24 protein-coding genes are annotated in these 12,204 nt (G+C 39.4%); all 24 read right to left on the bottom strand.

Annotated elements, in window-relative coordinates:
- Positions 1-10 precede the first annotated feature (10 nt).
- The 24 genes from EV207_RS00710 to EV207_RS00620 all read right to left on the bottom strand — a co-directional run bounded on the left by EV207_RS00710 (position 11) and on the right by EV207_RS00620 (position 12,197).
- Complete coding sequence (locus EV207_RS00710; protein ID WP_132742681.1) at positions 11-367, bottom strand: HNH endonuclease; 357 nt, start codon at positions 365-367, stop codon at positions 11-13.
- Positions 360-611 (bottom strand): lipocalin/fatty acid-binding family protein, encoded by a 252-nt coding sequence (locus tag EV207_RS00705; protein ID WP_132742680.1) that lies wholly within the window; start codon positions 609-611, stop codon positions 360-362. Before EV207_RS00705 ends, EV207_RS00710 begins: the two co-directional genes overlap by 8 nt.
- Positions 612-898: 287 nt before the next feature.
- Positions 899-1,333, bottom strand: a complete 435-nt coding sequence (locus tag EV207_RS00700) for a transcriptional regulator (RefSeq protein WP_243646899.1) — start codon at positions 1,331-1,333, stop codon at positions 899-901.
- Positions 1,334-1,338: 5 nt separating this feature from the next.
- The gene (locus tag EV207_RS00695; protein WP_132742678.1) at positions 1,339-1,812 is read right to left on the bottom strand and encodes a hypothetical protein; all 474 of its coding nucleotides are present in this window, start codon (positions 1,810-1,812) and stop codon (positions 1,339-1,341) included.
- Entirely contained in the window at positions 1,809-2,174 is a 366-nt protein-coding gene (locus EV207_RS23335; protein ID WP_243646898.1) for a hypothetical protein, read from the bottom strand. Before EV207_RS23335 ends, EV207_RS00695 begins: the two co-directional genes overlap by 4 nt.
- A gap of 165 nt (positions 2,175-2,339) precedes the next feature.
- On the bottom strand, positions 2,340-2,816 hold the full coding sequence (locus EV207_RS00685) for a dUTP diphosphatase (RefSeq protein ID WP_132742677.1): 477 nt from the start codon (positions 2,814-2,816) through the stop codon (positions 2,340-2,342).
- 173 nt (positions 2,817-2,989) lie between these two features.
- The gene (locus EV207_RS22890) at positions 2,990-3,148 is read right to left on the bottom strand and encodes a hypothetical protein (protein ID WP_165886792.1); all 159 of its coding nucleotides are present in this window, start codon (positions 3,146-3,148) and stop codon (positions 2,990-2,992) included.
- A 4-nt stretch (positions 3,149-3,152) separates the two neighbouring features.
- On the bottom strand, positions 3,153-3,416 hold the full coding sequence (locus EV207_RS00680) for a hypothetical protein (RefSeq protein ID WP_132742676.1): 264 nt from the start codon (positions 3,414-3,416) through the stop codon (positions 3,153-3,155).
- A gap of 234 nt (positions 3,417-3,650) precedes the next feature.
- Positions 3,651-4,430: a DNA cytosine methyltransferase gene (locus EV207_RS00675; protein ID WP_132742974.1), complete on the bottom strand. Its 780-nt coding sequence runs from the start codon at positions 4,428-4,430 to the stop codon at positions 3,651-3,653.
- Positions 4,430-4,564 carry a hypothetical protein gene (locus EV207_RS23625; RefSeq protein ID WP_279389149.1) on the bottom strand — a complete coding sequence of 45 codons (135 nt, stop codon included), beginning with the start codon at positions 4,562-4,564 and terminating at the stop codon, positions 4,430-4,432. Before EV207_RS23625 ends, EV207_RS00675 begins: the two co-directional genes overlap by 1 nt.
- The gene (locus tag EV207_RS00670) at positions 4,561-4,779 is read right to left on the bottom strand and encodes a hypothetical protein (protein ID WP_132742675.1); all 219 of its coding nucleotides are present in this window, start codon (positions 4,777-4,779) and stop codon (positions 4,561-4,563) included. Before EV207_RS00670 ends, EV207_RS23625 begins: the two co-directional genes overlap by 4 nt.
- A gap of 32 nt (positions 4,780-4,811) precedes the next feature.
- Positions 4,812-4,940: a hypothetical protein gene (locus EV207_RS23620; protein ID WP_279389148.1), complete on the bottom strand. Its 129-nt coding sequence runs from the start codon at positions 4,938-4,940 to the stop codon at positions 4,812-4,814.
- The gene (locus EV207_RS00665; protein WP_132742674.1) at positions 4,941-5,483 is read right to left on the bottom strand and encodes an ERCC4 domain-containing protein; all 543 of its coding nucleotides are present in this window, start codon (positions 5,481-5,483) and stop codon (positions 4,941-4,943) included.
- 1 nt (position 5,484) lies between these two features.
- On the bottom strand, positions 5,485-5,907 hold the full coding sequence (locus EV207_RS00660; RefSeq protein WP_132742673.1) for a hypothetical protein: 423 nt from the start codon (positions 5,905-5,907) through the stop codon (positions 5,485-5,487).
- A gap of 254 nt (positions 5,908-6,161) precedes the next feature.
- Positions 6,162-8,597 carry a phage/plasmid primase, P4 family gene (locus EV207_RS00655; protein WP_132742672.1) on the bottom strand — a complete coding sequence of 812 codons (2,436 nt, stop codon included), beginning with the start codon at positions 8,595-8,597 and terminating at the stop codon, positions 6,162-6,164.
- Positions 8,598-8,653: 56 nt separating this feature from the next.
- The gene (locus EV207_RS00650) at positions 8,654-9,088 is read right to left on the bottom strand and encodes a DUF669 domain-containing protein (RefSeq protein WP_132742671.1); all 435 of its coding nucleotides are present in this window, start codon (positions 9,086-9,088) and stop codon (positions 8,654-8,656) included.
- Positions 9,089-9,090: 2 nt separating this feature from the next.
- Positions 9,091-10,026, bottom strand: a complete 936-nt coding sequence (locus EV207_RS00645; protein WP_132742670.1) for an AAA family ATPase — start codon at positions 10,024-10,026, stop codon at positions 9,091-9,093.
- Positions 10,027-10,036: 10 nt separating this feature from the next.
- Complete coding sequence (locus EV207_RS00640) at positions 10,037-10,516, bottom strand: siphovirus Gp157 family protein (RefSeq protein WP_165886791.1); 480 nt, start codon at positions 10,514-10,516, stop codon at positions 10,037-10,039.
- Positions 10,517-10,589: 73 nt separating this feature from the next.
- Positions 10,590-10,940 (bottom strand): hypothetical protein, encoded by a 351-nt coding sequence (locus tag EV207_RS00635; RefSeq protein WP_132742668.1) that lies wholly within the window; start codon positions 10,938-10,940, stop codon positions 10,590-10,592.
- 11 nt (positions 10,941-10,951) lie between these two features.
- Positions 10,952-11,152, bottom strand: coding sequence for a hypothetical protein (locus tag EV207_RS00630; protein ID WP_132742667.1), 201 nt, complete (start codon positions 11,150-11,152; stop codon positions 10,952-10,954).
- Complete coding sequence (locus tag EV207_RS22885) at positions 11,134-11,298, bottom strand: hypothetical protein (RefSeq protein ID WP_165886790.1); 165 nt, start codon at positions 11,296-11,298, stop codon at positions 11,134-11,136. Before EV207_RS22885 ends, EV207_RS00630 begins: the two co-directional genes overlap by 19 nt.
- Before the next feature lie 130 nt (positions 11,299-11,428).
- A complete protein-coding gene (locus tag EV207_RS22880; protein WP_165886789.1) occupies positions 11,429-11,596 on the bottom strand; it encodes a hypothetical protein in 168 nt (55 codons plus the stop codon).
- A gap of 4 nt (positions 11,597-11,600) precedes the next feature.
- On the bottom strand, positions 11,601-11,939 hold the full coding sequence (locus tag EV207_RS00625) for a DUF771 domain-containing protein (protein WP_132742666.1): 339 nt from the start codon (positions 11,937-11,939) through the stop codon (positions 11,601-11,603).
- A gap of 21 nt (positions 11,940-11,960) precedes the next feature.
- Entirely contained in the window at positions 11,961-12,197 is a 237-nt protein-coding gene (locus tag EV207_RS00620) for a helix-turn-helix domain-containing protein (protein WP_243646897.1), read from the bottom strand.
- Positions 12,198-12,204 lie beyond the last annotated feature (7 nt).

Genomic DNA, 12,204 nt, shown 5'->3' with positions numbered 1-12,204 from the left:
CCCCCTACCCTCACCAACTTCCCATATCTTCCCTCGCGGTCTTGCGATTGTGGTGCATCTCACATAACGGCTGCCAATTGTTTTTTGAATCCCAGAACAATGTCTTGTCACCCTTATGGGGTGTAATATGGTCAACTACTGTTGCAGCGGCATACACACCATGATCTAAGCAATGTAAACACAATGGATGTTTGGCAAGATAAGTTTTCCTTGCCTTTTGCCATCGGCTGTCATAGCCGCGTTGTGCTGCATTACCGCGTTGCTTATCGTAGGCGTGACGCTCTTGCTTGTGTAGTTCACAGTAGCTGTCAGTGGTAAGTTGTCCGCATGTTGGATAGTTACATGGTCGTTTGGGTTTGTTAGGCATCGGGTGAATTAATCCTTTCGGCTTTATAAAATGGTCTTCCATTACTATCTGTTTCAATGCGCTCAATACGGATGTAAGGAGATCTTATACCTTTATCATCCGCTGTCTGCCAATCAAATGAAATGCATACCTTATTATTGATCTCCTCACCTTTATAAGTAACTCTAGGTACACTACCGATCTTATCTAACTCTATTCGCAACAATGGTGATGGTTCACCACCAAATTCTACATAATCGCTCACACTCAATCACCTCCGCCTAATCGCACCCTTATGGCGCTTATAAGTATCTCTATCCATACCCATCAACTCACGCAGATCAGCATCAGATAGTTTAATTGTTTTATTCTTTTTATTTTTAATTGGCTTGGTCTTATCCAAGATCATCACCATCTTTGATTACAATATAAAAAGGCACCCACACGATTTGTGAGCGCCTTTCGAGAGGAGAAGGAAACAATGGAAAAGGATAAACTTTGATACTAACATTATATAATAGATTTGCAGGCAAAAATCACAATGTTATCACACTAACGCCATCCTAATTTGTCTGCAATCAATGTAATGACCTCGCTTCGCATCTTAGTAGCTGTATTGGGATGGACAAAACATTCATTTGCAACCTCTGACCATTTGAAGTTTTTGTTGCTCCAATACTTGATATTAATCATTTCTTTATAATGATCTGGAACGCTATCATAGATATTGTCTATAGCTTCCACAATCTCTTCTAAGTTACGAAGGCGCTTATCAGTCATTAACCTTGTGGCGATCCGTTCTGTCGGTCTCCCTGGAGTTCTTGTGGAGTTAGATCCTGCTCCAGTGTTGTCATCATCATCCCTTTGTCCGCCTGATAGGATTTCTTCTCTAAGCCGTCTAATCTCTTTCTTTGTTTCATGATAACCATATAATTCTGCTTCGATGTGTTTAAATGTTGCTGGACGCGGCTTAATTGCTGTTGTCAATCGCATCACCCCACGCTTTCTTTGTGTTTCTTAACAATCCTGTAGATATAAGCTATATCGCATTTAAATTTCTCGGATAGTTCTCTTGCGCTAACACCTTTGTTTCTCAGCCTGACAACTTCATTTTTGTCAACTCTTTTATCCTTTGTTCTGCCACGATTAGCTGTCTCGTTGTAGTCTGGGAAGTTCTTTCTAAGATGATTACGAATGGATGTAACATGACACTTAAAATGATTTGCTAATTCTTGGCTTGTATATCCTTCTTTGTACATGCTTATAATTTTTTCCGTGTCAAGAAATATTCTCTTTTTCTTTATAACTTTTGGGACGTATGGTTTATTCCACAAAGTATTACCTAATGTTAATAATTCAGCTTCAATTTCCGTAAGGTCCTTACCCTTTTCATGCAATTCCCGACGCTTTTCCAATAGATTGCCGATTTGGACGAAGGTATCATGATTCTTTCTGTTCATCATCATAGAATTGTCCTCAGTTTTACTTTGATAGTTTCCAGGTAAATGATATGATCCATTGATTCCTGTTGGGCGTGATCAATCCACTCTATGAGACTGTAATCGTCAGGGTTAACAGTCGCCCCATATTTTTCTAAACCTTTCAATGTCTGCTGATCAATCAGAGCACGAACATTTTGCAATATTTCGTTATCTTGACCCGGAAGTTGTTTAGGTTGGCTAATGTAAATGACGGGTTCGCAGCTACCATGTGCCGTCCACACTGATTGACCCGTGACATCCATTTCTAGATTAACCCCGTTTTCGTCCATATCAATGACCTTAGCTAGACATCCACCATATTTAACCTGATCACCTATTGCTGGCATTATCGACCACTCCTATACCTTAGTTTTGGTATTTCAGTACCACCGAATCGATTACACTCAGAACCTAATCTTGATGAGCATTTGCGATAAAGAGGGCAACGCTGACAGAGTGCCAACGCATCCTCCCTCCTAATCCACAGAGGGCGAGAGTCTGTTATGGTGATGTTAGTAGCCATTAACTTGTCTCGTGTGATTTACGGTGTTTTTATCAATGTAACCCCGTAAAATATCCTTCCGTGTGAATCCAAGCATTTCTGTGATATTCATAAAGATTCCGAATATGATCATATAATTTTTCTTACTTGGCCAAAACCAAAAGTCTCCAATTTTATTAAAAAGACTATTAAACTCTTTTATAAGGTCAGACGACTTCGACACTTCCAAATACCCTCTGTAACCCTTAGCATTACCGATACTTAGAATAAAATGTAAGCAATCTACGCACTCTTCAAGCAATCCAAGCTTGGGTTTGGGATTAACCTTCCAATGCTTAAACCCCTGCCATTCGTTACAGAATTCACCGACTTCAACCTGTAGAGATAAAATTAAATTTGGTAAAAGATCCTGACTTTCAAGCCCATGTTTTTGAATAATGCGGTCATCCAATTGCTTTTGCATGTCATAAAGTTTTGGTAAATCCATCTACCTTACCCCTCTCATCCTCTTAATCCTCTTAATCTTCTTACCCATCTGCACCCTCTGCCGCTCACAGCCGTCTATGTCTATGATATTTAATAGCTTCCTTAGCCTAGATATTCGGACAGTCTTCTGTGTCGCAAGGAGCCTTGTGAGCTCCCTGCGTGCGTCATGCCGATTCATTTCCCAAACACCGCCATGTAAAATGATCCATACTGCCCATGCATAACTCTAGTCTCGTCTTTGGGTGTCCATCCTTCGTCCAAGGCTTGGTTATATTCTTTGTCGAATTTATGCTTGTCGCCACTGCGGACGGTTTTCTTTAATAGTGTTTGCATTGGTTCACCGCCTTTTTAATGCTTTCTGGACAATATCATAAACACTATGTGTCTGATTGGTATACTCCGATTTCCCTACAATAGCGCGAACCCTTGTCAAATCCCATCTTAACGAATCATTTTCCTTCTGTTGCTGTTCAATGCAATTAATCAACCAATTCATATCAGCAACATCAATGTCATAAGAAGGTAATGTACCACCGTCTGATAATGCTATATCAATGGCGTTGGAATAGTTTTCTTTTATCTCTTTCAGCCTATCTTCCATCTGGTTCACCATCCAAGCAGTCCTTATCAACCATTATGTTGCAGTCAGGACATTCATAGATTCCTTGGTTCCAATGTTTCATTTCATCTCCACAGATAGGACAGAGTGGTTCATTCACCACAGCCACCACCTTCCAACAAGTCTGGATTGATTGCACCTGTACCGTCACATTCTAGACATTCAACAATCTCTGGAAAATCTTCAACCCAACCGCAACCACAGCAAATGGGGCACTCACGCCCTGCTTCCATCCCTGCATCCTCCTTCAATATCAATAATCGCTTTAAATATCGGGTAAATCTGCTGTGGCACTACGGCGTTTCCTAAGACTCCACTTCTGTCCACCCTATCGGGAATCCCATCATCCACTCCAGGTACTCCGGGTTTATATACATCCCAATAAGATCCGGGTACCTTTCTCCGATACCACCGGGCAAGATCACGCCATGAGTCCCTTTCTTTTCGCTTGGTGCTAATGGCCTTATTGGTTTGTGGTTCTGACTTGTTGCTGGTGTAGGCAACAATGAACGTCCTGTATCTCCTGTGCGGCGCACCGACTGTTGAAGCCGCCATAATGAACGGTTGTGTTTGGTAACCGATACTTTCCAGGTCTTTGTGGACTTGTTCATGTTCATCAGATCGGGAGAAGTCTGCAACATTCTCACCAACAACCCAATTTGGTCTAAGTTCGTCAATGAGTCTGAACATTTCCGGCCACAAATATCTTTCATCGCCACTTCCTTTTCGTTTTCTATTAACTGTGGCAAATGGCTGGCATGGCCATCCTCCCGAGATAATGTCAACTGTTCCTCCACGTTCAATCACCCCTGATTCTTCTAAGACTTGTCTATTTAAAGTACATACATCATCAAATATCGGAACGCCTGGCCAGTGTTTCTTTAGTACCTTTTGTGGGAATGGTTCTCTCTCACAGAAAGCTATAGTCTCAATCCCTGCCCATTCAGCAGCTAAAGAAATTCCCCCTATCCCGGCGAATAGTTCAATGGACTTCATCAATCCTCCACAACCCTCTCCAACTCAGTTTCCATTTTCCTTTTAATTTCCTCAATAATCTCCTTAGCCTCGTCCACACTATAACCATGTGCAATTAACTGACAGTAAGCGTATAGGTGTTCGGTGAGTGTCATTCCGCCGCATCCCCCAATCTATCAACCTCACTTTCTAATTTTTTAATGTCCTCCTTAGCTTCTTCCAACTCGGCATCTAAATCTGTAGCATCATTATTTAACTGCTCATAAATTCCCACTAATTGCTCATGTAACTTTGGTCCAATATAGTCCTCATTGTCATCAATAAATGCTTCTAGTTCCTTTGTTAATTCTGTTTTCGAACCTGATACCATCCTTCATTCCTCCATTTGCCCACAATGGGCGATTATTTATTCAAACGTTCCTGATATTCCTGTTCCAATTTCTCATCCGTCTGCTTCTCCCAATATTCTTTGGCGTATCCCGATAACATGGTGAGTATTTCAATCATTTGTTCGCGTTCGGAGGGCATCATTTAGATTCCACCTTTCAACATTTCACGAGCGCGGTATAACATAGAATGGAAGATGTAATTACCACTAGTAGTTGGATTGATAAATACAGTTGAAAAGTTATAACGTGCTTCAAACGTTTTTAAACTGCCAAGCAATGCTTTTGGATCATACTTTGACCGATAGTTACCATTCAATATTTTTTGATATCCCTCCAGGTCTTCCACAATGAGGATGAATGGATGACGGGAAGCTCTAATCAATTCATTCTCGAATCTTGATCTATCTTTAATCGATTCAACAAGTTCATTGACACCGTTTTTCCTTTCAATGGCTGCATTTAAAAATAAATCCCTGGTGATACCTAATTCAATGTTTTGTGGGATGACTGCGGAATAGTCAGCAGTTTTCATTGTTTGGAATTTGAATGCTACATCTTTTTTTCTGAAATAATCTAATATGTGTTGGTTTCTTTGCTCCCTGGTATCCACAGTGATGATGAGGGTGTCCAGAACAGCTTTTAATTCCTTATCAGTAAACTTGTAATGATAATGTATTGCGTTCAATTTATGCCCCCTTAAAATGCGACATAGCCCGGTCAAATATTTCTTGAGATAATCTATCAGTACCTGGGGTTTCAAAGTTTACGACTGGTTCATCAAACTTTTTCCAACCATTTTCATAAAACATTTTTAAGAGTGTCATAATCTTGTCCACGGATTCATAGTCTTTATAAAGCCAGTCATTGATAGCCTTGTTCGAACAGCCGGACATGTAATCCACAATCTTGTCGATGGTCTGATATAAGGCATGGTCCTTTATTGAATAATCACCTTGTAAGTGTTTTATAATCCTCCGCTTGTATGACTTAGCCAAGCGCTCAAGCTCATGGTAAATATTTTCTGGATTCTCGATATACAGATCATCACCGTCTAAAACTATCGGAGATCCCATTTTGGCAAAATCAGAGCATAATGTTTTAGGATGCAAATTATCACCTTCAGTTTAATTTACAAAATATGGTGTTACTTTTTGATTTTAAAAAGTAACAAGCACGAAGCCCGTCATATCAACGTTTCTGGCAATTTTGTTACTTTTGTTACCTTTTTTCCTATTCGGCTCTATAAAGAGTACGTATATTTATTTAGTTTTAAAATCCTCATGGGAATGGAACAGGTAATTTAAGTAACAAAAGTAACACCATATATTTACAATCTATTAAAAACATTGATATACCAATAGTTTCAGAGTCTTTTTCTATTAATATTTGTGACCTTGTTTTTGTTACTTTTGTTACTTTTTAAATCTCCTTCCTCATCCAAATTTCCTATTATACCCATATTCTTGGATTTTTCTAAGTTTTGTCTGATCAACCCCAGGCCGGAAAAATAGTTTTTATTAAAGTTCCCCCTAACTTTTTTAAACCCCCTGGTTTCTATTTGTCTGTAAAAAGCCCTATTTTTAAATTCAAATTCATTGTTTTTGAAACACCAGTCTTTGTATTCTTCATACAATTCCTTGGCCTCCACACTGACGGAAGAATGGACAATGCATTTTTCTTGTATGAATGGGCCCATAATATCCATATCTTGACGATATCCTTCTGTGGCTTGCTTGACAGCCTCGGGTTCTCCCAAACCCTCTGCCCGCCACTTCAGACACCCTTCCACAGCCCAACGAAGGATACCAGGCATTTCTTTTTCGAGTTTCTTTGGTAAATCTTTGTCAATGTCCTCTTTAGGTATTGTTACAGTAAAAGGGATAAGCCGGACCCTACGCCAAATACCTGTGTCGTTATTTTTAATTATTGGTTTATGATTTGTGGTAAAGAAAACTTTGAATTCCGGTGCAAACTCGAAAAATTCTTGTCTAAGGAAACGAGCGGACATCTTTTCGCCGCCGGTGATCTGCTTTACCAGCGACTCCGACAGTTGCTGCCCCTCTTCACTTTCCACAGCTGAGACAAATCGGGCGCCGTCTAATCTTGCAATGTCATTATTGATAGCATTGTCATTTTTCTTTTTGATAAAGGTATCGCTATTTGTCTGCCGTCCGTAATCACCTAATAAGGTTTGTACGGTATTGATAAAAGTAGATTTACCATTTCGCCCGTTGCCGAAAAGGAAAAACATAACTTGTTCGCTTATGTCACCAGTAAGGGAGTATCCAACAGCTTTCTGCATAAAATTGATAACCTCATGGTCGACATTACCGGATTCATCTTTGAAAATACTTTCTAAAAATGCTTTCCAATTTGGACAATCAGCATCTTTTTCATAAGCAACATGAGAAATTTTAGTGAAAAGCTTTCCCCTATCATGTGGCATGATTTTCCCTGTTTTTAAATCCACAATTCCGTTCTCGCAGTTGAACAAAAATTTGTGGGAATCAAACTCATTTTTCTTGACGGATACCATAGGACGAGAATCCAATATACTATTGATCCGTACTGACCGCCGTTCGCATTTCTGCGCCCATTCATATAATTGCTTGCGCCTGGTCTTATCATCCTCATCAGTTTCAGCAGCTTCTTTATAAAGCTTTCTGAAGGTCCCGGCGGCTATTGATTCGATTTGTCTCTTGTTGTCCTCTTCCCAATACTTTCCGTTCCACACAAGCCATTCAAGCTCATTACAGTATCGAATATTTTTACCATGGTGATAAACAAGCCGTTCAGCATTTCCTAATTCGGTAAGGCGGAAAAATGGCTTTTTTTCATCTTGGTTATCATTTTCATTGGAAAAAGTGTTAGTGTCATCTGTTGAAATGTAAACCTCATATGGCTTTCTATATTCCTGTTGATCTAACAATTCAGATATTGTTGATGGTGTTGTCTGTATGGCTTCATTGATGGTCATTTGCCCGTATGTACTGCCATCAGACGAGTGCTGTTTATCCCATTTCTCCCGGTAAAGATTTGATTCTCGGAACATGCTATCCATTTTGGCTGCGTCTTTATCTGTCCAGAATGCCAAGTGATTACACAAAGCCATATCTGTGGATGAATGGTCACCATTGATTAACTGTCCTTGAAATAAAGCCTGTATATCACTACCTTTTCGACTATCAAACATCCTATTCCATAATTCAGAATTCGATAGATTATCAGTAGATGGTGTTACATTAATTGGCTGCTGTTTCTGAATGGGTTTCTTTTCTTCAAAATAATCTTGAAAAAGTATGCGTAACTCATCCGACCGTTCGTTAACCTCACCGATATCTAAGGAGTCGCCAGTAAAAGTGAAGTATCTGCCGTGCCTATATACCTCAAGGCCTATTTTGGGATTTTTCTTTCCTGTCCCTGTTTTAATGGGCAATTCGCCTTTTACAATGACATGGACACCTTCACCGCTGGGGGAAAACTCTGTATACGAATCCATTAAATCCACAACATAATTTGCTAGTGTGGATAGTTCCCCGTCCCTAACACAGTGATCAATGTCAACTCCTATAAAAGGATCATCCTTCGAAAACATGAAGCCAATTCCATCAAATCCGCCGTTTTCGTAGGAAGCGGTAGCCGTTTGAAAAGTTGACCATGTTTTCTTATCGTTCGATTTTGCCATGTAACCGTTAGATTGATATGGAACCTTAGTCGGTTTACCTTCTCGTTCTTCAGATCGCCAAAGAATCCATTGCGGAGAGCTTTGTAATTCGATTGGTATATTGTTGAAATTCATTGCTACCCTCCTTGGGAAGGGGAGAAAAACTCCCCCATTTATTCAATGTCTTTGGCTTAAAACGGCACATCCGATTCACTGATATTAACTTGTTCCATAGGTGCTGCTTCAGACTCTTTAAAAACATTTACCTGTGGGTATTTCTTGCCATTGTTTCCGTCTTGCTCTCCTACTACAACCCTTAACGGCTTATTGATAAAAGCATCTGCCCATTCTTTATAAGATGAAAATTCAACACCATCTGGGAATTGCGCGGCCTTAGAAGCTGACTGGAAACGCCACATTGAATTTTCTGTAACAACGAAGTTATCGTATAAAATCTTTTGACCTTGGTTTGGCTGGTCCACATCAGAACGGATTTCATAATCAACAACAACCATATTGCTTCCTGACTTTGCGGTTTTTAATTCATAATTAACAGGTATAACCTCATATTCACCTGGCTTGATTGGTTCAAATTCCTTAACTTGTGAGTGGTCGATTTTAAACATAATTATTTGTCCTCCTTGGATTTAAAAGTTTGTAATCTATCTAAAGCGGCGTTTGCCAGCCTGATATTAAAATCGTCAAGTTTCATATTTGCCTTGAATTCAAATTCTTCAACTTTCTTTTGCGCTTCGATACTGTGCAAGGCAATATCTTTTATTTCGTTGATAAGGCTTGTCCTCTCAGCGGCTTCTTCCGCTTTTACATCCACACCTTTTTCAAGCCACTGGTAAAGCTTGTGACCAACTTCTGGAGTGATCTTTATTTGCTCGCCTTCAAACATCCTGGTATTGTCCTTTGATGTTTCAGCCACGTGATCGATGCCAATATTAAAATTAAGCATAAACTCATATTCCATTTCATCTTTTTGCACTGGCCTTGTCCCGACTTTACGGGGGGCCATTTTCCCATCGCTGTTTGATTCCACAACATATTCTTGCTTAGTCCTAAGTGTCGTTAGTATGTGGACATCATTTCTTGTTAACGTTTTGATAAGCTGCGTTGTCTCCGGTGCAAGCTTCCCCCAATTCTGAAATGAGTTCCCGGCCATTTGACCATGTGTTTCAACTATTCCACCCTCTCCCTGCCAATTGTGGGATAGACTGTCCACAATTATGACTTCACATCCAGCACCTTTTAAAGCAATTACAGCTTCGTTATACCGCGCTGTGGAGTAGGGCGGATCAAAATCCACATGAAGAAACTGGCCAATCAATGTATCATCAAATTTCAAATCAGCATATAACTTAGCCCGTCCATGCTCAGTGTCAACTACACCAATCTTGGCCCATATCTCGTCATCATCAATATGTGGATGGGCTTCTTTCATCATGCCGTATGCTGTTAACAATGCCCCTGCCGTTTTTCCACTTCCGCTGCAGCCGATGAATCCGACCACAGCTTTCATTTTCTCACGACGGGCTCTTTGTACTTGGAAAGCCATTTATTTCACCTCACCTTATCCTTAATGACTGACCCTGCCTAATTTCAACTCCTTCAACATCACTACCTGAATTTAGATGATTTAGCAAAGCTTTTCTGTTAAGGACAGGGTTAGGTTGAATAAAAAATTCTTGTGGAATAATTCCTTCATTCGACACATGTACTGTAGGTGGATTATTTTGTATTGAGACAGTCAAAAGCGGACCCTTTATTTTTTCCATTCCTGCAGCCATCAAATTTTGTTTTAAATATTCTTTCATGTTTCTTGCCCGATTTTCTAAAGCTTTCCGACGGTCACTCAATCGCTTTTCTTCATCCTTTAGGGCTTTAGCTTCAGCTTCGATGGTTTTTATGACCTTAGCGGTGTTTTCGCATTTATCCTCAATAGCATCTTCAATGGATTCTAGTGTGTCTTGATAAGTATCAGAATCAACATCCTCTGTGGATTCAAGGAGACGTTGGTAAGAGTCTGTGAGAGCATAGAGTTTCAATGTATAACCTCCGTTATTTGTGATATAATATGAAAAAGTTAATTCTTAATTTCCTGTGACACGTTCCCGCGTGTCATTCTTCATTTTCGTAATATATAATTTCAACACTTATGAGATAATCAGTTGCGTCTTCGATGTCCATTTCTAACGAATCGCTATTTGGATAAAAGAAATATATCCCCTCAACCTCTGCAAACTTACGATTTTCCTGAAGGTCATCTAAGAAAAACCTACAGTGTTTTCGATTGACACTTTCTTTTGATCTAGCAGTAATCCCACAATCTAAATCCGTAAATCCGTTTAATATTGATCCACCACAGACATTACCACCCATTTCAGCGATGACTTCAGCTTTGGCATTTTCATATAAAAACTTTAATTTAACGGTGTGTTTCCCAAACCCACTAGGGTTGTAATTTTCCATAAATACCCTCCTTATTCTTGCCCAGCAATCTTTCTAATCCCATCGTGATAAATATAATCCTTAAAACAATTAAAACTGTCATGAAGATGAACGCTTCCCATATCAACCATCTCATCACCTTCCACAATGCAAAATCCGCAGCCATCACATGTGGATATTTCACGGGGTTCATATTCCTGTGGATCTGTTAGTGTCATGCCTTTTGTGAGCAATATTCTTCAACCTCCCTCGCATCGACTTCCACACTTACTAGCTTCATACAGCTGTATAGTAAAACTTCTGATTGTAGCTTTTTGCTGCGTTGACCCTCTGTTTCTCCTAACCATTCAATGCCGTGTTGCATTAATATAGGGTTCATGTTTTCACCTCCTTAAAATTAATCATTCATCATATAATAGATAGCTACTAGAAGCAGGAAACCTATTAAAGCAATCAAGATAATTAATAGAGTGAAATGATCTACTAGATTCGGATTAAAAATTTTTCAGTTACCCCTTTTCTGATCTGATTTTTTCGTACTCAGCGACAACAGCTTTTAAATCGTCGATTGTTCCGAGATCGGCCACAGACTTTACAACGCCGATAAAGTAATTATCAAAACCATCCTTTCTTTCGTAACTCCTTAGCAAGTCGACGAAATATTTTGTTGAGATCATTAGATCACCTCCCCGCAAAAATACTACTAAATTTTTTGTCCAGAAACTCCGACATTTTAGAAGCTTGGAAAGACCATGTTTGACCTTTTGATTTGGGATAAAAGACAAAACCGCCATTGTCACTATCCAAAATCTTGCGAAACCTTGATGGATAAAGAATGTTATCCTTTATCCATTCCGATTTCCGATTGGTCCGTTTTTCTAAGTCCTTCATGTTCCAGTAGACGCCCGTTAAATCTTTCTGCTTTAACTCCTCCAACTCAACTTTAGAAATTAAAACGGAATCAGAAGGAATCGGAATAGTTAAAGCGACATTCAGTTGTTGCGCAGCTTGAATAGTCATTTTATTTCAAGCCCCTTTCTTTTATACAACTTGCTTGTTTCGTATTGTACGAATAAACTCGTACTCATTGCCAAAAAAAATAGCAGACTTTGGCATATGATAAACTCTAGGTATGTCTTCAATAAACTCAAAAGAAACTTTCGATGAATCTTTCTCATAAGATGATAGTGTTTGAGGGTGAATACCGAATAAACAAGCTGCTTCTTTAAGTGTATACCCAGCGTTATGTCTTGCTGCTCCTAATGTAATCTGCAACATTTTTGTT

The organism is Scopulibacillus darangshiensis (assembly GCF_004341035.1).
In the GTDB taxonomy this organism is placed as follows: domain Bacteria; phylum Bacillota; class Bacilli; order Bacillales; family Sporolactobacillaceae; genus Scopulibacillus; species Scopulibacillus darangshiensis.
This window is presented reverse-complemented; position numbering and strand designations above follow the sequence as displayed.